Origin of the sequence: Nonomuraea sp. CA-141351 (genome assembly GCF_050944675.1) — a bacterium.
Classification (GTDB): domain Bacteria; phylum Actinomycetota; class Actinomycetes; order Streptosporangiales; family Streptosporangiaceae; genus Nonomuraea.
This window is the reverse complement of the sequence record NZ_CP191982.1, coordinates 1,966,981-1,989,429: the sequence shown is the minus strand read 5'-3', so window position 1 is coordinate 1,989,429 and position 22,449 is coordinate 1,966,981. Positions and strand designations below refer to the sequence as shown.

The 22,449-nt window shown below is 70.9% G+C and carries 24 protein-coding genes; 12 read left to right on the top strand and 12 right to left on the bottom strand.

Annotation, left to right across the window (positions count from 1 at the left end; translation table 11 throughout):
* Positions 1 to 275: 275 nt before the first annotated feature.
* The 3 genes from ACQPWU_RS09925 to ACQPWU_RS09915 are packed head-to-tail and all read left to right on the top strand — an operon-like array spanning position 276 to position 2,087.
* A complete protein-coding gene (locus ACQPWU_RS09925; protein ID WP_433438537.1) occupies positions 276 to 764 on the top strand; it encodes a methylated-DNA--[protein]-cysteine S-methyltransferase in 489 nt (162 codons plus the stop codon).
* Positions 761 to 1,441, top strand: a complete 681-nt coding sequence (locus tag ACQPWU_RS09920; RefSeq protein ID WP_433438536.1) for a 2OG-Fe(II) oxygenase — start codon at positions 761 to 763, stop codon at positions 1,439 to 1,441. The genes ACQPWU_RS09925 and ACQPWU_RS09920 overlap by 4 nt, the downstream gene beginning before the upstream one ends.
* Before the next feature lie 19 nt (positions 1,442 to 1,460).
* Entirely contained in the window at positions 1,461 to 2,087 is a 627-nt protein-coding gene (locus tag ACQPWU_RS09915; protein WP_433438535.1) for an alpha-ketoglutarate-dependent dioxygenase AlkB family protein, read from the top strand.
* Here ACQPWU_RS09915 and ACQPWU_RS09910 read toward each other — a convergent pair.
* The 6 genes from ACQPWU_RS09910 to ACQPWU_RS09885 form a co-directional block, all read right to left on the bottom strand.
* Positions 2,071 to 2,748, bottom strand: a complete 678-nt coding sequence (locus ACQPWU_RS09910; protein ID WP_433438534.1) for a helix-turn-helix domain-containing protein — start codon at positions 2,746 to 2,748, stop codon at positions 2,071 to 2,073. The genes ACQPWU_RS09915 and ACQPWU_RS09910 overlap by 17 nt on opposite strands.
* 404 nt (positions 2,749 to 3,152) lie before the next feature.
* Positions 3,153 to 3,935 (bottom strand): trypsin-like serine protease, encoded by a 783-nt coding sequence (locus tag ACQPWU_RS09905; protein WP_433438533.1) that lies wholly within the window; start codon positions 3,933 to 3,935, stop codon positions 3,153 to 3,155.
* A gap of 198 nt (positions 3,936 to 4,133) precedes the next feature.
* Positions 4,134 to 5,348, bottom strand: a complete 1,215-nt coding sequence (locus ACQPWU_RS09900; protein WP_433438532.1) for a S8 family serine peptidase — start codon at positions 5,346 to 5,348, stop codon at positions 4,134 to 4,136.
* Positions 5,349 to 5,504: 156 nt separating this feature from the next.
* Entirely contained in the window at positions 5,505 to 6,008 is a 504-nt protein-coding gene (locus ACQPWU_RS09895) for a hypothetical protein (RefSeq protein ID WP_433438531.1), read from the bottom strand.
* Between the two features lie 5 nt (positions 6,009 to 6,013).
* Positions 6,014 to 6,817, bottom strand: coding sequence for an alpha/beta fold hydrolase (locus ACQPWU_RS09890; RefSeq protein ID WP_433438530.1), 804 nt, complete (start codon positions 6,815 to 6,817; stop codon positions 6,014 to 6,016).
* Positions 6,818 to 6,849: 32 nt separating this feature from the next.
* On the bottom strand, positions 6,850 to 7,296 hold the full coding sequence (locus tag ACQPWU_RS09885; RefSeq protein WP_433438529.1) for a MarR family transcriptional regulator: 447 nt from the start codon (positions 7,294 to 7,296) through the stop codon (positions 6,850 to 6,852).
* Positions 7,297 to 7,337: 41 nt separating this feature from the next.
* Between ACQPWU_RS09885 and ACQPWU_RS09880 the strand changes: the two genes are divergently transcribed.
* Complete coding sequence (locus ACQPWU_RS09880; RefSeq protein ID WP_433438528.1) at positions 7,338 to 7,700, top strand: nucleotide pyrophosphohydrolase; 363 nt, start codon at positions 7,338 to 7,340, stop codon at positions 7,698 to 7,700.
* A gap of 221 nt (positions 7,701 to 7,921) precedes the next feature.
* Here ACQPWU_RS09880 and ACQPWU_RS09875 read toward each other — a convergent pair whose 3' ends face one another.
* The gene (locus ACQPWU_RS09875; RefSeq protein ID WP_433438527.1) at positions 7,922 to 8,524 is read right to left on the bottom strand and encodes a TetR/AcrR family transcriptional regulator; all 603 of its coding nucleotides are present in this window, start codon (positions 8,522 to 8,524) and stop codon (positions 7,922 to 7,924) included.
* Positions 8,525 to 8,613: 89 nt separating this feature from the next.
* Here ACQPWU_RS09875 and ACQPWU_RS09870 point away from each other — a divergent pair, with 89 nt between their 5' ends.
* Entirely contained in the window at positions 8,614 to 9,021 is a 408-nt protein-coding gene (locus ACQPWU_RS09870; protein WP_433438526.1) for a hypothetical protein, read from the top strand.
* A gap of 132 nt (positions 9,022 to 9,153) precedes the next feature.
* On the opposite strand, the gene ACQPWU_RS09865 is transcribed toward ACQPWU_RS09870, so the two are convergent.
* On the bottom strand, positions 9,154 to 10,656 hold the full coding sequence (locus ACQPWU_RS09865) for an MFS transporter (protein ID WP_433438525.1): 1,503 nt from the start codon (positions 10,654 to 10,656) through the stop codon (positions 9,154 to 9,156).
* 89 nt (positions 10,657 to 10,745) lie between these two features.
* Here ACQPWU_RS09865 and ACQPWU_RS09860 point away from each other — a divergent pair, with 89 nt between their 5' ends.
* Entirely contained in the window at positions 10,746 to 13,901 is a 3,156-nt protein-coding gene (locus ACQPWU_RS09860; RefSeq protein ID WP_433438524.1) for a BTAD domain-containing putative transcriptional regulator, read from the top strand.
* A gap of 3 nt (positions 13,902 to 13,904) precedes the next feature.
* Here ACQPWU_RS09860 and ACQPWU_RS09855 read toward each other — a convergent pair whose 3' ends face one another.
* Positions 13,905 to 14,351 (bottom strand): SRPBCC family protein, encoded by a 447-nt coding sequence (locus ACQPWU_RS09855; RefSeq protein WP_433438523.1) that lies wholly within the window; start codon positions 14,349 to 14,351, stop codon positions 13,905 to 13,907.
* Positions 14,352 to 14,409: 58 nt separating this feature from the next.
* Between ACQPWU_RS09855 and ACQPWU_RS09850 the strand changes: the two genes are divergently transcribed.
* Genes ACQPWU_RS09850 through ACQPWU_RS09835 form a run of 4 tightly spaced genes read left to right on the top strand, consistent with a single transcriptional unit; the run spans position 14,410 to position 18,211 of the window.
* The gene (locus tag ACQPWU_RS09850; RefSeq protein WP_433438522.1) at positions 14,410 to 15,624 is read left to right on the top strand and encodes an amidohydrolase family protein; all 1,215 of its coding nucleotides are present in this window, start codon (positions 14,410 to 14,412) and stop codon (positions 15,622 to 15,624) included.
* A 10-nt stretch (positions 15,625 to 15,634) separates the two neighbouring features.
* Complete coding sequence (locus ACQPWU_RS09845) at positions 15,635 to 16,678, top strand: alpha/beta hydrolase-fold protein (RefSeq protein ID WP_433438521.1); 1,044 nt, start codon at positions 15,635 to 15,637, stop codon at positions 16,676 to 16,678.
* 40 nt (positions 16,679 to 16,718) lie between these two features.
* Positions 16,719 to 17,369, top strand: a complete 651-nt coding sequence (locus ACQPWU_RS09840) for a TetR family transcriptional regulator (RefSeq protein ID WP_433438520.1) — start codon at positions 16,719 to 16,721, stop codon at positions 17,367 to 17,369.
* A complete protein-coding gene (locus ACQPWU_RS09835; protein WP_433438519.1) occupies positions 17,363 to 18,211 on the top strand; it encodes an NAD(P)H-binding protein in 849 nt (282 codons plus the stop codon). Before ACQPWU_RS09840 ends, ACQPWU_RS09835 begins: the two co-directional genes overlap by 7 nt.
* On the opposite strand, the gene ACQPWU_RS09830 is transcribed toward ACQPWU_RS09835, so the two are convergent.
* Positions 18,208 to 19,224, bottom strand: a complete 1,017-nt coding sequence (locus ACQPWU_RS09830) for a DUF5937 family protein (RefSeq protein ID WP_433438518.1) — start codon at positions 19,222 to 19,224, stop codon at positions 18,208 to 18,210. The two genes, ACQPWU_RS09835 and ACQPWU_RS09830, sit on opposite strands and share 4 nt — an antisense overlap.
* 55 nt (positions 19,225 to 19,279) lie before the next feature.
* Here ACQPWU_RS09830 and ACQPWU_RS09825 point away from each other — a divergent pair, with 55 nt between their 5' ends.
* On the top strand, positions 19,280 to 20,119 hold the full coding sequence (locus ACQPWU_RS09825) for an alpha/beta fold hydrolase (RefSeq protein ID WP_433438517.1): 840 nt from the start codon (positions 19,280 to 19,282) through the stop codon (positions 20,117 to 20,119).
* A 270-nt stretch (positions 20,120 to 20,389) separates the two neighbouring features.
* Here the strand turns inward: ACQPWU_RS09825 and ACQPWU_RS09820 are convergent, their stop codons facing one another.
* The gene (locus ACQPWU_RS09820) at positions 20,390 to 21,523 is read right to left on the bottom strand and encodes an FAD-dependent monooxygenase (protein ID WP_433438516.1); all 1,134 of its coding nucleotides are present in this window, start codon (positions 21,521 to 21,523) and stop codon (positions 20,390 to 20,392) included.
* Between the two features lie 62 nt (positions 21,524 to 21,585).
* Between ACQPWU_RS09820 and ACQPWU_RS09815 the strand changes: the two genes are divergently transcribed.
* The gene (locus ACQPWU_RS09815; protein ID WP_433438515.1) at positions 21,586 to 22,038 is read left to right on the top strand and encodes a MarR family winged helix-turn-helix transcriptional regulator; all 453 of its coding nucleotides are present in this window, start codon (positions 21,586 to 21,588) and stop codon (positions 22,036 to 22,038) included.
* A gap of 242 nt (positions 22,039 to 22,280) precedes the next feature.
* Here the strand turns inward: ACQPWU_RS09815 and ACQPWU_RS09810 are convergent, their stop codons facing one another.
* Positions 22,281 to 22,439, bottom strand: coding sequence for a hypothetical protein (locus tag ACQPWU_RS09810; protein WP_433438514.1), 159 nt, complete (start codon positions 22,437 to 22,439; stop codon positions 22,281 to 22,283).
* Between the last annotated feature and the right edge of the window lie 10 nt (positions 22,440 to 22,449).

Genomic DNA, 22,449 nt, shown 5'->3' with positions numbered 1-22,449 from the left:
GGAGAGGCGGGAAGCCGAGCCGGGCGCCGCACCTCGCCTCCCGCCGTACGTCGGCTGAGGTCTTTCGGAGAGAAGGGGAGGGGTGAGGTCCATCCGTGGGAGGAAGGCGGGCAGGGAAAAGGAGGGGTGAGGTCTTCCGGCGGGAAAGAGGCGTGCGATGCAGCCGCGCCGTCGGTCCCGTTCGCGCTTGAGGCGTCTGCGCCTTGGGCTTCGGGGTGGTGCTGCGAGGTCCGAAAACCGCCGACTTTCGCGGGCCCGCCGGTGTTGTAGAAGGTATGGACATCTACACCACGATCGACAGCCCGCTGGGCGAGATCCTGCTCGAAGGCGACGGCTCGGCGTTGACGCGCGTGTCGTTCGACGTGGGCGCGCGAACGGGCCTGAAGCGGGACCCGGCCGCGTTCGCTGAGGTCGAGCGGCAGTTCGCCGAGTACTTCGCGGGCGAGCGGACCTCGTTCGACCTGCCGCTCGCCTCCCACGGGACCCCGTTCCAGGAGCGGGTGTGGGCCGAAGTGGCGGCGCTGACGTACGGGACCACGACGACCTACGGTGCGCTCGCCGCTCGCGTCGGCGCGCCACGTGACCGGATCCGCGCGGTCGGGGCGGCCGTGGGCGCGAACCCGCTGCTCATCGTCCGCCCCTGCCACCGCGTCATCGGCGCGGACGGCATGCTGACCGGGTACGCGGGCGGTGTCGAGCGCAAGCACGAGCTGCTCACGCTCGAAGGCGCCCTCCAGCCGCGGCTCTGGAGCGTGGTGTCATGAACTGGGCGAAGCTGACGGAGGAGGTCAACGCGTACGGGTGCGCGCTCATGCCGCCGCTCCTCACCCCGGAGGAGTGCAAGGAGATCTCCAGCCTGTACGACGACGTGGGGCTGTTCCGGTCCACCATCGACATGGAGCGGTACCGGTTCGGGGCCGGGCAGTACCGGTACTTCGACCGCCCGTTCCCGCCGCTGGTGGAGAAGCTGCGGGCGGAGCTCTACCCGCGGCTGCTGCCGATCGCCCGCGACTGGGCGACCAAGCTGGGATGGCCCGCGCCGTGGCCGGACGACTTCGGCGAGTGGCTCGACATGTGCCACAGAGTCGGGCAGACCAAGCCGACGCCCATCCTGCTGCGGTACGAGCGGGACGACTGGAACGCGCTGCACCGCGACCTCTACGGCGACCTGGTGTTCCCGTTGCAGGTCGTGATCGGGCTCGACCGGCCGGGCGAGGATTACACCGGAGGCGAGTTCCTGCTGGTGGAGCAGCGGCCACGGGCCCAGTCGCGGGGCACGGTGACCTTGTTGCCGCAGGGGCACGGGCTGATCTTCACCACGCGCGACCGGCCCGTACGGTCATCGCGGGGCTGGTCGGCCTCCCCTGTGCGGCACGGAGTGAGCACCGTGCGGTCTGGGCTGCGGCATACGCTGGGGCTCGTCTTCCACGACGCCCGCTGACCAGGAGGGGGTGGCCGAGATGCGGGAGATAGCGCCCGGCGCGGTGCACGTGCCCGGGTGGCTCACGCTGGACGAGCAGCACCACCTCGTCCAGGCGTGCCGCGAGTGGGCCATGGGCCCGGTGCCGATCCGGCACACCGTGCTGCCCAGGGGCGGCGTCATGTCGGTGCAGACCGTGTGCGTGGGCTGGCACTGGCAGCCGTACAGGTACACGCGCATCGCCCACGATGTGAACGGCCGCCAGGTGGCCGATTTCCCCGGCTGGCTCGGCGAGCTGGGCCGCCGCGCGCTGGCCGACGCGTACGGAGAGCCCAGCGACACGTACGAGCCCGACACCGCTTTGATCAACTTCTACGACGGTCAGGCGAAGATGGGCATGCACCAGGACAAGGACGAGAAGTCGGACGCCCCGGTGGTGTCACTTAGCATCGGCGACCGATGCCTGTTCCGCTTCGGCAACACGGAGACGCGCGGCCGGCCGTACACGGACGTCGAGCTCGCCTCGGGCGACCTGTTCGTCTTCGGAGGGCCGTCGCGCTTCGCCTACCACGGCGTGCCGAAGGTCTATCCGGGCACCGGCGATCCCGCCGCCGGGCTGGCCTCCGGCCGTCTCAACATCACGATGCGGGTCACGGGTCTACGATGAGGTAGTCGAAGTCCTCGTCGGTGAGCTTGCGTCGCAAGATCTGCAGGATCCGCTGCGCCTTGTCGTCCGGCCCCTGCACATAGAACGGCTTGCCGTTGCGGCCGAACGTGATCGCCGAGTCGCCTTCCCACTTGCCCAGCAGGTCGGCCAGGGGCGCGAAGTCCTCGTGCGCCTCGAACCCGAGCATGCGGGCGTAGTCGATGGACCCGAACACGATGTCCTTGGCCAGCTCGATCGGCGCCTCCTGCCAGCCGGCGTACTCGCCGAAGAAGTACTGGCGGAAGCGCAGCAGTTCGCGCTCATCGAACACCTCCGGCCCGATGGCGTTCTTCAACCCGAGGCAGTAGACGTCGGCGAGGTAGCCGCAGACCGTCATCTTGTCCCAAGTGTGCCGTCGGGCGACCAGCACGCACACCATGCCGCCCGTGCCCGACTCCGGAGCCTCGTCCACCCACCCGCGGGCGGGATCGACGATGAGCCCCTCGCTCCAGCCGACGTTGACCCAGCACCCGACCACCTCGGGGTCGGCGGCGGGACTCTCCGTGGCAATGGCCCGCACCAGCGGCGCCACCACCGACGGCGACACCTTCAGCGCCCTGGCGATCTCCTTCGGGGAGCGGCCCTGAGATCGCAGCTCACGCACCTGATCCTTCAGTTCCATTGGGGCAGCCTAACCGGGCTGACCACACGCATCGAGCCACCACCAGCCGTCGGCGAGCTCAAATCTCGGACATATCATCATCCCGAATCCGTCGTACGGGCCGCCGGGTGCTCCCGTGAAGTGCGCATAGCCCACGGCGTCGTCCGGAATCCCACCCAGCCCGGTCACCGCGGTGCAGGTCGCGGAGATGAAGCAGGGCTCGCCAGGCAGCCGCGCGCCCTAGGACGTACAGCAGGTAGCCGGCGCTCCGGTAACCGCGCGGCGTGATTGTTCCGCCTGAAAGCGGAACCTCGGCGGTTCGACCCCTCCCCTGACCACCGGCTCTGGACAGCCCGAACGCCCCCGAGCGATCATGCTCCGGGGCGTTCTTCGTCGGGTCTGACGACGGTGGCGGTTGAACCGCCTTACGGCAGCGTGACGAATTGGCCGAGGAATTCCCGGGCGGCGGGAGCGTCGAGCCGGTAGTCGACGTTGGTCGAGCGGCACGCGGTGTCGCCGGTGATCGTCGTCGCGACGAGCAGGTGGGAGGTGGTGTCGCCCAGGAAGTTGGGCCCGCCCGAGTCTCCGTAACAGGTCCCGCCGTCCCCCGTCGAGGGATTCTGGGACAGCCGGAGCCAGGCCTTGGTGAGACTGTTCAAGGAGCCGGACGCACGGTTGCGGGTGTCCGTGTAGGTGTAGGTCTTCCCGCCCGGGCCGTTCACGGGCGCGAGCGAGCCGAACCCCACGGAGGTGAAGGTCGCCGTGGACAGCGTTCTGTCGTCCTTCATCCGATCGAGCAGACCCGCGGCGGGCAACCGTGCCGGCGTGATGCCGGAGATCGCCTTCGGGAAGACCACCACGGCGATGTCGTGCGGGTCGGACTGGCTGGCGTCGTAGCGGGGGTCGGGCACGTAGCGGCCGGTGTAGACCGTGTCTCCGGGCTTGTACTGGCTTGAGAACGACACGCGGGCGGTGGTCTGGCCCGGGTCGCCGCAGTGGGCGGCGGTGACGAAGACGGTCGGCGAGACGAGTGTGCCGCTGCAGTAGGCCCAGGTGCCGTCGGAGTACGCCTGGTCGGCGATCAGGGCTCCGACTTCGGGGTGGGTGTTCCCGTCCGGCGCTCCGTAGGTCACCGCGAGGGCGGGTGAGGCGACGGCGACGGCCAGTGCGGCGACGGTTGCCGCGAGGAGGGTGGTACGCATTCGCATGGGCGCACATTAGTCTCCGTCGATCCGGACAAGAAGAGGCAGCGGCCGGATTACCCCCGCGAGGGACCCGTCCGTCCTCTCGGCGCCCTGCCGCGGCCACGCCCACTTCGGTGAGGGCTTTCGGCATGTCCGGGACGGGACGGACAGGCCCGCCGCCCGGGTCTGGCAGGATACGGCGGGCCGGTGGGGAGAGGGTGATCAGAAGCCGGCGACGTTCAGCAGCTTCTCCTTGATGCCGTCGGGGTCGCCCGCCGCGTTCCAGTCCGTGGTGCCCGCCGCCTGCAGCGCAGACTTGACGGCCGCCGGGCCCGCGCTCGGGTGGGTGGCCTTGTAGAGCGCCGCGCCACCGGTTACGTGCGGAGTCGCCATCGAGGTGCCCGAGATGGTGTTGTAGCCGCCGCCCTTCCAACTCGACAGGATGCACACGCCGGGTGCGATGATGTCGACGTCGGGGCCGAAGTTGGAGAAGTCCGCCAGGGTGTCGTCGACGTCGCTCCTGCAGGTGGAAGCGGCGCCACCGCCGGGAGAGCCGTTGAAGTCGGCCAGCGCGCTGACCGTGATGACCTCGTCGTAAGCGGCCGGCACGTGGTTGGCCGCGTTGTCCGTCTCGTTGCCCGCCGCGACCGCGTACGTGACGCCGGCGGCGACCGACGCGCAGATCGCCCGATGCATCGCGTCGTTGTTCGTGTTGCCGCAGTTGCCGTCGTCGGTGCCCAAACCGCCCAGGCTCATGTTCGCCACCTCGATCTGGGCGGCGTGCGCCGTGACATAGTCGATGCCGCAGATGATCGAGGAGAAGGAGCCGCTGCCGGCGTTGTTGAGTACCCGCACGGGCCATACGCGCGCGCCGGGCGCCATGCCGACGACCCCTGTGGCGTTGTCGAGGGCGCCGATCGTCCCCGCCACGTGGGTACCGTGGCCGTTGCCGTCGTCGGCGCTGTTGCCGGTCGAGCAGTTCTTGGCGCCGGCCGTGTAGACGTTCAGATCGGGATGGTCGAGGTCGATGCCGGTGTCGATGACAGCGACGTCCACGTCCACGCGCTCGTCCGCGCCGTTGATCTTCGCTGTGGTGCTGAGCTCGGCGTCGGCCCGGTTGATCCCGGTCGGCAGGGTCTGGGCGTCGATGTGTACCTCGCCGTCCGGCTGCACAAAGAGAACGCGGGAGTCCTGGGCGACCGCTGCGGCGGCGCCGGGAGTCATCCTCGCGGAGTAACCGCGAAGCGCGTGGCTGTAAACGCGTCCGAGTGCGGCACTGTGGAGGCGGGCCTGCTCGTTCGCGACGGACGTGGGTTCTGCGCCGTCCCGGAGCACCACGATGTAGTCGCGGGCTGGTTCGGCGGTGGCGCTCGCGGCGGGGGTGGATGCCGCGGCGACGGCGCCGGCGAACAGGACGGTGAGGAGGGTCTTAAGCAAGGGGGGTTCCTCCGCTCTACACGGACAGCTGTGCGAAACATGACACGTCCGGTGGCGCTCGCCTAGCCTCGACGAAAATCGTTACATTTAGTTGATTTTTTGGGCAAAGGCGGCCGTAGAGGAGTGAAACGGTGCTCGCCGAATGTGGAGATCCCGTCAAGCTCGTGCACTGTCAGCCCTCCAGTGGAAGTAGGGCCTGCGCGGCTCCTGGCCGGTGAGGCTGCCGATGCAGCGGTAGAAGCGCACGCCCTGCTCGAACTGCGCCTGGGACGGCGGCATGACGTCGGCCTGCCATCTGGCGGCTCCGATGGTCCTGGCCGTGCCGACCCTGCTGGCCAGGAGCATCGTCCGGCTGCAGACCCGCTTCACCGTCGGGTGCCTGGCCGGGTCCTGCTGCACGTACGTGTCGGCGTCGGACGGGATCGGGGCCACCGCGAACGTCTCCCATGAGTGCTTCTCCTCGCACCCGAGCCGTCTGGCCTTCGTGTCGCCCGTGATGATGACCGGGCCGCCCCAGCACTCCTGCTCCCGCACGCAGGCCGCCCCCGCGCCGCGCACCTTGGATGCCGGGCAGTCCTCCGTGTACGTGTCCAGTTTTCCGAACGCGGTCTCGATAATTCGGACACGCGCGGAAGCGTACAGGTTCGGGAGAGGGGGCAAGGTGATCAGCCGACGGCCTGGAGCACCTCGCGGAGGCGGGCCGCGTACGCGCGTGGATGGCTCGTGTTGCCATTGTGGCCGCCCGGGAACTCCACCAGCTCGGTGCCGAGCAGCTTGGCCAGCTCGACCGCGCACCGGTGGTCGAAGACGTGGTGCGGGGTCGTGCGCCCGGCCGCGGGCACGATCCTGGTACGGCAGCCGCTCAGGTCCAGTTCGTCCTCCACGACGGCCGTGAAGTCGTGGAGGATGAAGAAGTCGAAGTTCGCCTGCCGCTGGGCCGTCATGGGCTGCGGGGTCAGGCCGGTCTCGGCGTCCTCGGTGATGCCGAGCACCCGCTTCACCTGGCCGATCGCGGCAGGCAGGCCGCCTTCGGCGTAGAGCGCCTGGAGCTCGGCCAGCTCCGCCCGGTGGCCGGCGCGTTCGGCCTCGGGCAGCAGCCAGGGCGAGACGGGCTCGTGCGCGATGAGCAGGCTGAGCTGGTCGGGGTGTTCGACGGCCAGGTGGAGCCCGATGGAGGCGCCCAGGCTCTGGCCCAGCATGATCACGGGGTGGTCGGTGAGGTGGGTCAGGAGCCGGTGCACGTCATCGGCGTGCTGCCGGACACTCACGCCGGGGCTGTGAATCGTGCTGCGGCTGAGCCCGCGCCGGTCGTACGTGATCACCGTGTACTCGTCCACCAGCCGATCGACCAGGTCGACGCTGCGGCCCGCGTCACCCTCGCCGCTCTGGGAGATCAGGAGCAGTGGGCCTGCGCCGCGCGTCTCGTAGTAGAGATCGGCGTCCGGCACGCGCAAGATGTCTGCGGTCATGCGTGCCACGATAATCCATCAGATTTGATGTATCAAGTTCGATGCATTGTGCCCGGGATCAGTCGCGCGGCCAGCTCCTCGAGAGCCGCCACGGTCTCGTTGACGCGCTGGGCATCGTCCGTGCCCAGCGCGGCGGCCAGTGCGGCGTCGATCGGGGTGTCCCTGACCCTGGTCACCCGATCGGACACCCCGGGGGCCTCGCGGATGATCGTCCGCCGCCGGTCCGCGGGGTCCGTCTCGGCGATCACCGCGCCAGCGGTACGCAGCCGCGCGATGGCCGCCGACACGGCGCTCTGCGGCAGCCCGGTACGGGTGGCGATCTCGCCCACGGTGGTGTCGGGGTGCCCGCGAAGGTCGCTCACCACGATCAGGACCGTACGCACGCTCGTGGAGTGCTCGCCGATGCCCTCGGTCGGCATCGCCTCCTCGCCGATCTTCATCAGCGTCCGGCCCAACAGGAACAGCTCGACCCCATTCACGACCAGCACCATACCGGCGGAGGTCGGTAAGGTCGTTCGACGTGACGACGGAGTTGGAGCGCCTTGCCGTACGCCTGCGCGAGTTCGCCAGGGTCAGGGACTGGGAGCAGTTCCACACGCCGAAGAACCTGGCGATGGCGCTGGCGGGCGAGGTCGGGGAGCTGGTGGCGGAGTTCCAGTGGCTGACGGCCGACGAGTCCAAGAACCCCGATCCCGGCGCGCTCGCCAGGATGCGCACTGAGCTGGGCGACGTGACCCTCTACCTGATCCGGCTGGCCGACGTGCTCGGCGTGGACCTGGTGGAGGCGGCGCAGGCCAAGCTGGAGGACAACGACCGTCGCTACGCCGCCGACCGCTACCGCGGCTCGGCCGAGAAGGCGCCGCCGTCATCGCACGACGCCTGACCCGAACAGCGGACCCACCGCGCCCCGCTCCCCCCACTTACTTCGACGAGGGCCTTTGCGGGAAGCAGGCTGAGGTCCCATTGGGGTGGGCGCCTCCGCGGAGAGGCGTCACCCTCGCGCGGCGGCGGAGGCGCGAGGGCCCGTCGTCGCACGGCGGCCGAGGCGGAGACGCGCGTCGTTGAATCGCGGCGGGTGCGGAGGGCGCACTTCGGAGGTGGTGATCAGGAGCGTCCTGCCGGACCGGGGTCGGCGGTCAGGAGGCGGGCCATGTCGGTGGCCAGCGTTTCGGCGAGGTCGGGCAACCGGGTGCGGTCCTCGAGGAGCAGGAACAGCCAGGCGAAGATCGGCCCCAGCAGCATGGCGTGCACCCGAGCCGGATCCGGCCGGTACGCCAGCTCCCCCCGCCCCACCGCCCGATCCAGCACCTCGGTCACGCAGTCACGCTCGGCCTGGACGAACGTCCCCGCGAACACCGCCGCCATCCCCTCATCCGCATGAACGTCGGCCAGCAGCCCCGGCACCACGCCCGGCGGCGGCCCGGCCAGGCTCGTGACGATGACGCGGGTGACCGCGGCCAGGTCGGCGGCCAGTGAGCCGGCGTCGGGCGGCGTCTCCAGCTCCAGGTCGTGCATGACCGCCGCGAAGATCATCGCCTGCTTGGTGGCGTAGCGGCGGTAGATCGCCGCCTTCCCGACCCCCGCCCTGGACGCCACGGCGTCCACGGTGAGCTGCGCGTACCCCTGCTCGGCCAGCAGCTCGCGGGCCGCCGCGGCGATGGCCCCGTCCACCCGCCCATCCCTGGGACGGCCCACCGGTTGCTTCATGCGGGCGAGTCTATTACGGAACCATCAGATCCGTAATGTGACGTGGCCGACGTTGCACCACAGCCGGTCCAGGGGCATTATTCGGAACCATGAGTTCCGATACTTCCGTTTCCGTAAAGTGGGCGGGCGGAATCCTGGTGTTCCTGGCCTGCGCGCATCTGGTCCTCACCGGGGTGCTGAGCGCCGAGCACATCCCGAGCTGGTTCGACGGCGGAATGTGGTTCTTCCCGCCGGGGCCGGACGACCTGGCGCGGCTCGCGCCGGACGTGGGCGCGTTCTGGCTGGTCTGGGGGAGCTTCGCGGTGCCGCTGGGGCTGATCGGGGCGCTGGTCGTGGGGTTCGGGCGGCGCGGGGAGGTGCCGCCGCCGTACCTCGGGATCGGCGTGGCGCTCTGGGCGCTGGCCGGGGCCGCCGTGTTCGAGCCCTCGCCCTTCGTCCTCGCCGTGGTGCCGGCCGCGATGCTGCTGGCCGCCCGGCGCCGGGCGGCGGCCACGTGAGCGTGACGCCGACGACGGCCCGCCGGGACGCCGTGTCAGGCGTGTGGCGCAAAGACCGGGTCGCCGTGACGCCGTGAACGAGAACGCCGCCGGACCGACTTCGGGGCCGGTCCGGCGATGGCGTCTGGTGGGTCACGTCGTCGGGTTGTGCCGCCTGAGGGCCACGAGTGTGACGGCGGCCAGGCCGAGGAAGGTGATCGCGCTGATCGCCGCCACCGTGTTGAGCCCCGTGGTGAACGCGGCACGCACCAGGTCCAGCAGGTCGGGCAGGTCCTTGGCGGCCGTCACCGCGGCGGTGATGCTCTCGCGTGCCGCCTCCACTGGCAGGTGCTGGGGAAGCTGCCCGCGGTAGATGGCGGTGCCGAGGCTGCCCAGCGCGGCCACGCCCACCGCGACGCCGAACTCACCGCTGGTCTCCGACAGCGACGCCGCGGAGCCGGCCTTCTCCGCGGGCGCGGCCGTCATGATGACGCCGTTGCCCACGCCCATCGGCAGCGCGACGCCCGCGGAGGCGAGCACGAGCCCGGTCACGACCAGCCCGGTGCCCCCGACGCTCGGGACCTGCGTGTGCAGGAACAGCCCGACCGCGCCCACCGCGAACCCGCCGGCCATCACGTACGCGGTGCCGAGGCGCCGGGCGAGGGCCGGGGCGAACGTCAGGGCGACGATCATGGCGAGGTTCTGCGGCACGAGCCAGAGGCCGGCCTCCAGCGGGGACATCGCCTGGACGGTCTGCAGGTACTGGGTGGTCATCAGCGTCGTCCCGGCCATGACGATCCCGGCGAGCAGCATGGTCCCGAGCGTGGTCGCGAAGGCGCGGTTGGCGAACAGCCGCAGGTCCAGCAGCGGGTCGGCGAGACGGCGCTGCCGCCGGACGAACACCAGGCCGAACGCCGCCCCCACCACGATCGCCGCCACTGGCACCGGGTGCCAGCCGCTCCTGGCGATCTCCTTGAGCCCGTACACGACCGGCAGGATGGTCGCCAGCGACAGCGCCACGCTGGCCAGGTCGAGCCGGCCCGCGCCGGGGTCGCGGTACTCGGGCAGCAGCACCGGCGCGGCCACCAGCACCAGCACCATGAACGGCACCCCCATCAGGAACGCCGACCCCCACCAGAAGTGCTCGAGCAGCACCCCGCCGACCAGCGGCCCGGCCGCCATGCCCAGCATGAAGCAGCCGTACCAGAGCCCGATCGCGGTCCCCATCTGCTTGCCGTCCCGGAACATGTTCCTGATCAGCGCCATCGACGACGGCATCAGCGTCGCCCCCGCGATGCCGAGCAGCGCCCGCGCCGCGATCAGCATCTCGGCGCTCACCGAGTACGCGGCCACTATGGAGGCGGCCCCGAACGCGGCCGCCCCGATCATCAGCAGCCTGCGCCGCCCGATCCTGTCGCCCAGCGTCCCCATGGTGACCAGGAACCCGGCCAGCATGAACGAGTACACGTCCATGATCCAGAGCTGCTGCGTCGCGCCGGCGCCGAGGCCGGCGCTGAGGTGCGGAAGCGCCAGGAAGAGCACGCTCACGTCGACGGAGAGCAGCAGGGCCACGGAGGCCAGGACGGCCAGCCCGGTCCATTCCCGGCGGCCCGCGAGTGTGCCAGTGGGTGAGCCAGTGAGTGAGCTGGTGTTCATCTCGTTCCCCTTTCAGTTGGCTCCACAGTCCTGTAAGGGGCTTCCGGTGTTCTTTCCGCGGGCTTAAGGCCGCGCATAAGGTGACGAGCATGCGTTTTGGGGTGCTGGGTCCGCTGGCCGTGTGGACGGACTCCGGGGAGAGCGTCACGATTCCCGGGCTCAAGGTACGCGCGCTCCTCGTGGACCTGCTCGTCCACGAGGGCCATCCGGTGTCCGTGGACCGGCTGGTCGACGACCTGTGGGGTGAGGAACCGCCGGGCAATCCGGCCGGGGCGCTGCAGGTGCGGGTGTCACAGCTGCGCAAGGCGTTCGAGGACGCCGAGCCCGGCGGCAAGAACCTCGTCGTGTCCCGCGCTCCGGGCTACCTGCTCCGTCACGAGGACGGCGCCGTGGACGCGGCCCGCTTCGCCGGGCTGCTGGCCCGGGCCGAGGCCGCCGACAGCCCCCGGACCAGGGCGGGGCTGCTGGCTGACGCGCTGGCGCTGTGGCGGGGGCCCGCGTACGCCGACTTCGCCGACGAGGAGTACACCAGGTCGGCCGTACTCCGCCTGGAGGAGCAGCGGCTGTCGGCGCTGGAGCAGCACGCCGAGGCGCGGCTGGAGCTGGGCGAGCACGGGCTGCTCGTGGGCGAGCTGGGCGACCTGGTGGCCAGGCATCCGCTCAGAGAGCGGCTGCGCGCCGTCCACATGCGTGCCCTCTACCGTGCCGGACGCCAGAGCGAGGCGCTGGCCTCCTACGCCGAGCTGCGGGAACGGCTGGCCGACGAGCTCGGCCTCGACCCCGGGCCCGAGCTGGTCGCGCTCCACCAGGCGATACTCGGGCAGGACCCGGCGCTGAGCGTGCCCGCCGAGCGCCCCGTCACGAACCTGCCAGCCTCCGTCAGCAAGCTCATCGGCAGGGACGAGGCGCTGGCCGAGGTGTGCGCGCTGGTGGGTGACGAACGGCTGGTGACGCTGACCGGCAGCGGCGGGGTGGGCAAGACCCGGCTGGCGCTGGAGGCCGCGAACCGGCTGGTGGACGGGTTCGCGGACGGGGCCTGGCTGGTCGCGCTCGACCAGGCGTCCCGCTCCCCCGCGGAGGCCGTCATGGCCGCCCTGGACATCCGGGAGGACGCCACCGGGACGGCGACGGCCTCCCCCGGCGACGCCGGCCGCGCCCTGGCGGGGCGGCTCGCGACGGCGCTCAGGGCCAGGCGGATGCTCCTGGTGCTGGACAACTGCGAGCACGTGGTGGAGCAGGTCGCCGAGCTGGCCGAGGTGCTCCTGCGGGCCTGCCCTGAGCTGCGGATCCTGGCCACGAGCAGGGAGCCGCTGGCCGTGGCCGGCGAGGTGCTGTGGAGTGTCCCCCCGCTCGACGTGCCCGGCAGCGCCGACCTGGCGGTGATGGCGCGTTCGGACGCGGTCAGGTTGTTCGTGACGAGGGCCGCGGCCTCCGCCCGCGGCTTCGCGCTCGACGCGGGCAACGCGCAGGCCGTCGCGCAGCTCTGCAGGCGGCTGGACGGCATCCCGCTGGCGCTGGAGCTGGCCGCGACCCGGGTGCGGGCGCTGGGCGTCCAGGGCGTGGTGGCCCGGCTGGACGACCGGTTCCGGCTGCTGGCCTCGGGGCAGCGCGGTGCCCCTGCCCGTCAGCAGACGCTCACCGCGGTGATCGACTGGAGCTGGGATCTGCTGTCCGACGAGGAGCGCCGCGTCCTGCGCCGCCTCGCCGTACACGCCGACGGCTGCACCCTGGAGGCTGCCGAGTCCGTCTGCGACGCGCCCGAGCTCGACGTGCTCGACCTGCTGGCCCGCCTGGTCGACCGCTCCCTCGTGGTGGTCGTCGACGCCTCCGCGGGCGTCAGGTACCGGCTGCTCGAATCGGTCTCCGAGTACTGCCTGGAGCGGCTGTCCGACGCGGGCGAGCTCGATCGGGTACGCCTCGCTCACCTGCGCCACTACCTGGCGCTGGCCGTACGGGCCGAGCCGGAGCTGTACGGGCACGAGCAGCGGGACTGGCTGCTGCACTTGGACGCGGAGGCCGCGAACATGCGGGCCGCGCTCGACACGGCGGTCGCCCACGAGGACGCCGGCAGCGCGGCCCGGCTGGTCAACGCGCTGGCCTGGTACTGGTTCCTGCGCGGCAGGCTGGCCGAGGGCAGGCGGTCGATGGCGACCGCGCTGTCCGTCACGGGCGACCCGTCCCCCGTCAGGGCCAGGGCGACTGCATGGGAGGCCGGGTTCGCGCTCATGGTGGGCGAGCAGGTCGAGTGGGAGCCCGTGCTGAAGGCGGTCGAGGACCCGGGCGAAAGGGCCAGGGCCGAGCTGTTCGTGAGCATGCACGTCCAGGACATGCCGACGGCTCAGGAGCTGACGCGCCGGGCGCTGGTGACGTTCAGGGAGATCGGCGATCGGTGGGGCGTCGCGGCGGCGCTCGCCAGACAGGCCAGGGACGCGTTCACGACACGTGACATCGAGGCGCTGGAGCGGATCGGCGAGGAGAGCGCGCGGCTGTTCACCGAGCTGGGCGACCGCTGGGGGCTGCTGCAGGCCACGGCGTGGCTGGCGTCGCTGGCCGAGATGGCGACCGACGCGGAGCGGGCCAACCGGCTGTTCGGCGAGGGGCTGCGGATGGCCGAGGACCTGGGGCTGTGGCCGGAGGTCTCCACGCGCATCGCCTGGCTGGGCTGGATCGCGTTGCAGAGCGGCGAGTACGAGCGCGGCATGGAGTTCTGCGAGCGGGCCATGAAGCTGGCGGAGAGCCAGGGCTACATGGAGGGCACGATCATGGGCCAGATGGGCCTCGCCTTCGCCGCGCGCCGGGCCGGTCGGCTGGACCTGGCCGAGACGCACCTGCGCCGGCTGGTCGAAGGCGTGCCGCGCGGCCCGGACGTGGAGCCCGCCCTGCACCTGCCGGACACGCTCATCGAGCTGGGCTTCCTGCTGGAGCTGCGCGGCGACCCGGAGGCGGCCATGGACCTGCACGTCGAGGCGCTGGCCGCGGCCCACAGGATCGGCGACCCCAGGACGATGGCGTGGGCCGTCGAGGGCGCGGCCTCGGCCGTGGGGCCGACCGAGAAGGCGGCCAGGCTGCTGGGGCTGGCGGCCGCGGCGAGGGAGCGCAACCAGACCCCCGCGGGGGCGGCCGAGCGGGCCGACAACGAGCGGGTGGCGGCGAGGGTACGCGACGCGCTCGGGGAGGATGCCTTCGCGGCCGCGTACCGGGAAGGCACCGCCCTCAAGCTCGAACAGGCCGCGGACCTGCTCTGAGAGCTACGCGAGGTGCTCGGCCAGCCGGTCGAAGAACTCGACCCAGCCCGCTTTGGCCTGCTCGGCGTGCTGGGGGTCGGTGTTGACGCCGTACTGGTGGAAGCGCATCTCCGTCTTGCCGTCCGCCTCGGTGAAGTCGATCGTGACCACCGACTCCGGCCCCTCGCCCGGATTGTCCGGGTCGCCCGTGGTGAACACCAGCCGCTCCGGCTCCGCGACCTCGCGGTAGGTGCCGTCCAGCGTCGCCTCGAACCCCTCATCTCCGACCAGCGTGGCCTGCCAGACGCCGCCGGGCCGGGTGTCCAGGGTGATCCGGCCGACCGGAGTGGTCAGCATCCGGGGGCCGAACCACTGCGAGAAGCGCTCGGGCTCGGTCCAGGCGGCCCACACCAGCTCGCGGGGGGCGTTGAAGAGGCGGATGATCTCGTACTCTGCGGTCTGTGGCGTCATGTCCTCAGAGTGCGGGGACGGGCTTTAGATCCTCTTCTCATGGTCTTAAGGTCGGTGCATGAGGATCATTCGCGCCGCGAAGGTGCTCACCGGACATCCCGGGGAGGTGATCGCGGACGGCGAGATCCTCATCGACGGCTCCAAGATCGTCTCCGTGGGGCCGCGCGGCAGCGGGGGCGACGCCGCCGAGGTCCTTGACCTGCCGGGCCACACGGTGCTGCCGGGGCTGATCGACGCGCACGTGCACCTGGGGTTCGACGCCAAGGTCGATCCGGTGACGCGGCGAAGCCCCGAGAGCGATCACCACCTGCTGTTACGCATGGCCGAGAACGCGCGCAAGCTCGTCTCCGCGGGCGTCACGACCTGCCGTGACCTCGGCTCGCGCGGCTTCCTCGACCTGGCGCTGCGCGACGCCATCGAGGAGGGCCTGGCCGTCGGGCCGCACATCGTGGCCGCCACCAGGCCCATCACGATCACCGGCGGCCACTGCTGGTACATGGGCGGCGAGGCCGACGACGAGCCCGCCATCCGCCGCGTCGCCAGGGAGAACCTCCGGGCGGGCGCCGACTGCCTGAAGGTGATGGCCTCCGGCGGGCTGATGACGCCGGGCGCGCCGCCGAGCTGGGCGCAGCAGTACGGCACCGAACTGCTCAGGGTCGTCGTGGAGGAGGCCGCGTCACGCGGCAAGGGCGTCGCGGCGCACGCCCACGCGCACGCGGCCATCCGCAGCGCCGTCGAGGCGGGCGTCAGGACCGTCGAGCACTGCACGTTCTTCACCCCGTCGGGCCACCAGTACGACGCCGAGCTGGCCGATTTCGTCGCGGACAGCGGCACGTACGTGTGCCCCACCGTGCACGGCGTGCTCTGGCGGATGCGCGAGAGCCATGGGCCCGAGATGCTCGACGCCTGGCTGAACACCGTGGCCGCCATGCGGGAAGCCGGCATCCGGCTCGTCGCGGGGACCGACGCCGGGTTCGCCACGGCCGGCATAGCCAACCGTACCGACGGGTACATCGGCGGCCTGGAGGTGTTCGCGCAGGCCGGTTACGGCAACGCGGAGATCGTCGAGCTGGCCACCGTGCGGGCGGCCGACGCCTGCGGGGTGGGCGAGGTGACCGGCAGCCTGGAGGCGGGCAAGCGGGCCGATCTGATCGCGGTGGCGGGCGACCCGCTCTCCCGCCTGGCCGACCTACGCAACCTCGCACTGGTCCTGGTCTCCGGACGCTCCGTCACGCAGGCGGGCGTGGACACGGTGACCTCATCCGTCGACTGAAAGGATCTCCATGCTGCCCTGGTCCGCCGAGCTGGCCGGTCGCCTCGACCACGAGGTCATCGACAGCGCCCTGCTGCGCGGCAACCCCCTGGGGGACCCGCATGAGCGCCCCGTGCTGGTGTACGTCCCGCCGGGGTACGACGACGAGCCCGGCCGCCGCTACCCCTCGATCTACGTGCTGCTCGGTTACACCGGCCACGTCGCCATGTGGCTGAACCGGGCGTCGTTCCGTCAGCCGTACCCGGAGCTCGCCGACGCCGTGTTCGCGTCCGGAGAGGCGCCGCCCGCGATCGTCGTCTACGTGGACGCCTGGACCGCGCTCGGCGGCAGCCAGTACCTCGACTCGCCCGCCACCGGCCGCTACCACTCCTACCTGCGTGACGAGGTCGTGCCGTGGGTGGACGCCCGCTACCGCACGATCGCCGACCGCGACCACCGGGCGGTGACCGGCAAGTCCAGCGGCGGCTACGGGGCCATGGTGACGGCGATGCTGGCGCCCGACGTCTTCGGGGCGCTTGCCACGCATGCCGGTGACGCGTTGTTCGAGGTCAGCAACCGCAGCTCGTTCCCCGAGCTGGCGCGCAGGCTGCGCGACATGTACGGCGGCTCGTACGACAAGTTCCTCGCCGACTTCCGCGGCCGCCTGGCCGGGACGAAGGAGGGGGATCTGGAGCTGCTGGAGATGTACGCGTACTCGGCGGCCTATTCCGCGGACCCGGACGGGACCGTGCACCTGCCCTTCGACGACACGGGCGCGGTGGTGCCCGAGGTGTGGTCGCGCTGGCTGGCGCGCGATCCCGTGGTGATGGCCCAGGAGCCCCACTACGCGGAGGCGCTCCGCTCGATGCGCGCGATCTGGGTGGACGCCGGGAACAGGGACGAGTACTTCCTGGACTTCGGGGCGGTGGCGTTCCGGCGGGCGCTGGAGGCGGCGGGCGTACCGGACGAGAAGATCTATTTCGAGCTCTTCGACGCCGGCCATGGCGGCATCGAGTACCGCTACCCCCTCGCCCTGGCCTGGCTCTCCCACCGCCTTACTCAATCATTCGGATGACGGTTGTCAATCGAATGGTTGATGGCTTACCGTCTCCTCCATGGCGGTACGGAGAGCGCCGCGCCCTGAGGAGCGCGGCAAGGCTGCGGAGGAGACTCGGGAGCGGATCTTGCGGGCCGCCGTGAGCGAGTTCGGCGAGAAGGGCTACTCCGGCGCGCGCACGGCCGGGATCGCCGCCCGCGCCGGCGTCAACCAGCAGCTGATCTCCTACTACTTCGGCGGCAAGCAGGGCCTGCTGGAGGAGCTGCGGCGTCGTCGGCAGGAGAACGAGGCGTCGATGCCGGCGCGCGACGTCTCCTTCGAGGAATCGATCGGCGCCCAGCTGGCCCGCACGCTGGACGACCCGGACTGGGCGCGGCTGGTGGTGTGGCAGGCGCTGGGCGACTGCCCGTTCGCCGACGCCGACGAGGGGCAGCGGCATGTGGAGGCGCAGCGGTCGAGGATGGTCGCGGCGCTGGAGCGGATGCGCAGCCGGCAGGAGGCCGGGGAGGTCACCGGCCGGGTGGATCCGGCCTTCGCGCTGCTCGTCGCCTACGCGGTGGTGTTCGCGCCGATCACGATGCCGCAGTTCGTACGGGACGTCTTCTGCGACGATCCGCTCTCGCCCGAGGTGCGGCGGCGGCTGCACGGTGAGCTGGTCAGACTGCTCGGCGAGGCCGAGGATCAGGGGAGGTTGTTGTCGCGATGGTGATGGTGGTCTTCGGGGCGCGGGGCAATGTGGGGCGCCATGTCGCCGCGGGCCTGCTGGCGGCCGGTGAGCGGGTCCGGGTGACGAGCAGGGATCCGGGGAAGGGCGGTTTCCCGCCGGGCGTGGAGAGCGTGGCGGCCGACCTGGAGCGTCCCGAGACGTTGCCGGCCGCGATGGAGGGGGCCGACAAGGTGTTCGTGTACGCCAAGCCGGCCGGTGTCGCGGGCTTCGTCGAGGCGGCCAGGTCCGCCGGGGTGCGGCAGGTGGTGCTGCTGTCGTCGGCGGCCGTCGTGGCCGAGGGCGCCGACCGCAATCCGATCGCCCTGCAGCACCGTGCCGTCGAGACGGCTCTGGAGGATTCGGGGCTGGACTGGACATTCATCCGGCCGGGGATGTTCGCGACGAACACGCTGTGGTGGTGGCGGGAGCCGATCCGGGACAAGCGTGCGGTACGCCTGCCGTACCCGGAGTCGCAGACCGCTCCCGTGCACGAGAAGGACCTGGCGGCGCTCGCGGTGACCGCGCTGCTGGAGCCGGGGCACGAGCGGCAGGCCTACACCGTGTACGGACCGGAGTCGCTCACGTTGCGGCGCCAGGTCGAGCTCATCGGGGAGGCGATCGGCCGCGCGGTCACGGTCGAGGTGATCTCGGCCGAGGAAGCGCGCGAGGAGCTGGGCCGTACGATGCCGCCGATCGGCGTCGAGGTGATCATGAAGCAGTGGGCGGACCGCGACGGCATGCCCGCGCAGACATCGGCGGTGGTGGAGAAGGTGACGGGCCGCGCTGCGCGCACGTTCGCCGAGTGGGCGGTCGATCACGCGGGTGACTTTCTGGGGTCCCGTTAGTCGTCCAGGGGGTTTGCCTCTGCGTCAGCGGTTTTCGGGGCTGAGATGCCCAACAGGTGGGTTGCTCGTTCCGTGCGCAGGTGGAGTGCCGTGCGGCCCCTGCGTTGTGTCGACACCAGATCCGCCCCGCGCAATGCGCCCAGGTGTTGCGAAACCGCGCTCGGGGTGATACCCAGGCGGGTGGCCAGGGCGGCGGTCGTCAGAGGTTCGGCCAGGGCGGCGAGGATCTCCGTCCTCGCGTGGCCCAGCACCGGGGCCAGGCCCGTCAGCGCCGACGGAGGCGGCTCCCAGAGCAGGCCGACGCCCAGCGCTGGATAGCGGATCGACGCGGCGGCGACCGGGGACTTGTCGACACCCACGTTCGGCCAGTTGAAGACGCTGGGCAGCAGGACCAGGCCATGCCCGCCGGTGTCCACCGTGTAGACGGAGTGCGGGGTGCGCCGGCCGTGCACCACCAACTGACCGCCGTCCCAGGCGATATCCCGGTGCAGCTCGGCGAACAGCGCCTGCACCCCGCCGTCCACGAGGGTCAGCGCCCGCCGGCCGATGTCGGCCTCCAGCACCGCGCACATCCGGCCCCATTGCGGAGCGATCAGCAGCTCGTAGCAGCGCTGTAGGGCTTCCGCCAGCCGTGGCAGTACCGCCGCCGGCTCGGGGACCTGCTCTTCCGGCATGCTCAGGACGGCGCCGTACTCATGCCGGAAGAAGTCCTCTTTCGTGGCCCGCAGCAGGTCCAGCTCCGTCGCCATCGAAGGCAGCCGCTGCCTCGGCACCGGGAACAGGAACGACGGCAGCGCTCCGGCGATCAGCCCTCGCAGCAGCGGCAGCTCGCGCTCGGCCGCCAGCAGCGGGCGTGCCTGGCGCACCCACGGCTGGTGCACCGCATGCCCGCTCGTGCCCAGCAGGATCCGCAGCGCCAGCACCGTCTCGCCCAGCGGTGAGACGGCGAATCGCACTTTCGCGACCGACGCCGCGGTGAACCTGATCTCGACCGCCATCCGCGCCCTCATCATGTAGCTGTGGCTAAACGATAGCTGAGGTGCGCCATCTCCCCTCAGGCTGCCGGACATGGACTTCTTCACCGCGTACGACGGCACCAAGCTCGCCTGCCACGTGTTCGGCGACGGCCCGCCTGTGGTCTGCCTGCCCGGCGGGCCGATGCAGGCTTCCGCCTACCTTGGCGACCTCGGCGGCCTCTCCACGCACCGGCAGCTGATCATGCTGGATCTGCGGGGCACCGGCCAGTCCGCCGTGCCGAAGGACGCCGCTTCGTACCGCTGCGACCGACTTGTCGATGACGTCGAAGCCCTGCGCGAGCACCTTGGACTCGACCGGATGGACCTGCTCGCCCATTCCGCGGGTACAAATCTGGCCACGCTGTACGCGACCCGCCATCCGGAACACGTCAGCAAACTCGCGCTGATCACTCCGAGCGTCATGGCCGCCGGCATCACGATCACCGAAGACGTCCGGCGGGAGACCGCCCGGCTACGTGAGGACGAGCCATGGTTCTCGACAGCGTTCGCGGCCCTGGAGGCGGTCATGGCCGGCCAGGCCACCGGCGACGCCTTCCAGGCCATTGCGCCGTTCTGGTACGGCCGTTGGGACGAGACGGCTCAGGCCCACAAGGCCGCCGAGGACGAGCAGAGGAACAGCGAGGCCGCGGCCGCCTTCGGCTCCGAAGGTGCTTTCGATCCGGAGGCCACCCGCGCCGCGCTCACCCGCTTCACGTCACCGGTGCTGCTACTCGCCGGTGAGGTCGACCTGAACTCCCCTCCTCCCGCGATGACCGAGCTCACCAGGCTGTTTCCGAACGCCGACCTCGTCGTTCAGGCCCGGGCCGGACACTTCCCGTGGCTCGACGACGCCGGCCAGTTCGTGGCCACCACCGCGGCGTTCTTGCGATAGGCGACACCCCTCGCTCGGCCCCGCCCATCCCCGAGACGGACGAAAGTAGTCGGGGGCTCGCGGCTTCATCTCCCGTCTGACCGGCTTCGCCCGCGACAAGGGCTTCTCCGGCTACATCGTCGGCAGCGGCGAAGCCGGCACCCGGCTCGTCCAGCGGATGCTCGAGATCCGACGGACCGAGCGGGCGACCGGCTCCTCCGCCGGCACATCACCGCCCGGCGCTGGGCCCGCCAGCACGGGCCCCGATAGGAGGGTTCCTTGGGGCTGCGGTCAGACCGATGGCACGGCAAGCGCGGTGAGGCGGTTGCTGAAGCGGGCGAGCATGGCGGTCTGGGACGTTTCGGGGAACAGGCGGCCGATCAGCGGTGGGATGCGCAAGTTGGCGGGATTGCGCTTGGCCAGCCGGGAAACCAGAGAGATGTGCGGGTAGCGGGCCTTTTCGTAGGCGCGCAGCCGTACCGCAGGATCGTCGCCGTCCTTGGCGAGCTCGCGCCCGAGCACCCAAGCGTCCTCGAGCGTCTGGTTGGCGCCCTGCCCCAGGGTGGGTGGCATGGTGTGGGCGGCGTCGCCGACCAGGCTGATGCGGCCTTCTCCCACCACCTGGCGAACCTTGTTCCAGTGGTGGCCGAAGAACTCGAGGTCGTCCTCGGAGGCGGCGGCGAGCACCTCGGGGACGGGCGACGCCCAGTGCCCGAACCGGCGCCTCAGCTCGGCCAGCGGTGCGGCGGGCCGCGGGTCCGCGGGTGACCAGCGCATGTCGAACCACCACTGCAGCAGGCCCTCGCCGGCGGGCATGAGCCCGCACGCGCCCTCTCGCCCCGTGATCATGAGATGGCGGTGCGTGCCGGCGAGATCGATGTCGATCGGGCTGAGGCCCTGCCAGGTGCCGAAGGTCGCCGGCTGGACGGCGCCCTCGCCCCACAGATGGCGCCGTACCACCGAGTGGTGGCCGTCGGCTCCGATGAGCATGTCTCCCGTGTCCGTCGACCCGTCGCTGAAGGTCGCCGTCACCTGGCCATTGTCCTGTGTCACGCTCCGGCAGCCCATGCCGTGGCGGACGAGGTCGTCGGGCAGGCCGTCGGCCAGGCGTTCCAGCAGGTGGCGGCGGGAGATCGCCTTGGTCACGAAGCCGAAACGATCGGCCGCGTGGGCGATGTTCATGCTGGTACGCAGCCGGCCGTCGGAGGTCAGCGCGTCGATCCGGTCGATGCGGGCGCCGGCGCCGTCCAGGCCGACGCCGAGATCGTTCAGTACGGCGTTGCCGTTGCTCCAGATGAGCAGCGCCTTACCGCCATTGCGCCGGCCCGGAGCCTGCTCGTAAACCCGCACCCGGTGCCCGGCGGCCAGTAACCCGCGCGCGACAGCCAGGCCGCCGACCCCGGCGCCGATGACAAGAATGTCCATATCCCCTCCATCTCGGAGTATCTCCAATTCGAAGATACTCCGAGGTGGAGTAGGTTAGGAAAGTGGCCCACAAGCATCCAGAAGAGGCTGTCTTCCGCGAGTTCCTGATCGCGGTCCTCCTGCACAACGAGGCGGTGGCCGACCGGCTCGGCCTGCAACCGGTCGACGTCGCCGCCGCCATCCTGCTGGAGACGCGGGGACCACTCCCCGTAGGGACGATCTCCGAGGAGCTTGGGCTGCCATCCGCCTCGACCACCCGGTTGATCGACCGGCTGGAGAAGGCGGGATACGTGCGACGGGTGCGCGGGGAACGTGATCGGCGTACGGTCACCGTTGAGCTGGTCGAGGGCGGCCTGGACGATTACGACGCCGCCTGTGAGTCGTCCAGGCGGCACCTGGATGCGATCGCCCTGCACTACGGGCCGGAACAGGTGCCGTTGCTGCTGGACATGTTCACCCGAGTGGCCGGGGCCTATCGATCGGCCACCAAGGAACTACGCCAGGACGAGACCTGAACCGCCCGGCGATGACGCCGTCATAGCCGCGTCCGTCCCGGCAGTCATCGGCAGGAGAGTGGCGCATAGGCCCGGGCTCGTTCCTAAGTGGAGCAACTGTGCATGATCCGCCGCACCTGGTTACCGCTTGGCCGATGTCCAGACGGGAAAACCTGGCAGTTTCGACAGAGCCGCCGAGACTGGGTTCCAGCACAGCGACCTGCCCGGCCACCGCTCGTCGCGATAGCCGCAGGTGAATGCCATCAGAACAGGACCACGCGGGTGAGGACGACTTGCTGGTTCTTCCTGTCAATCCAGTACTCGGCGATGCCGTACCCCTCAGGGATCAGGATCTCCCGCCAGTCTGGATCGGCACCAACTTGATCGCTTCGGGCAAGCCATGGATCCTCGCAGATCGCCACCGTAAGTGCG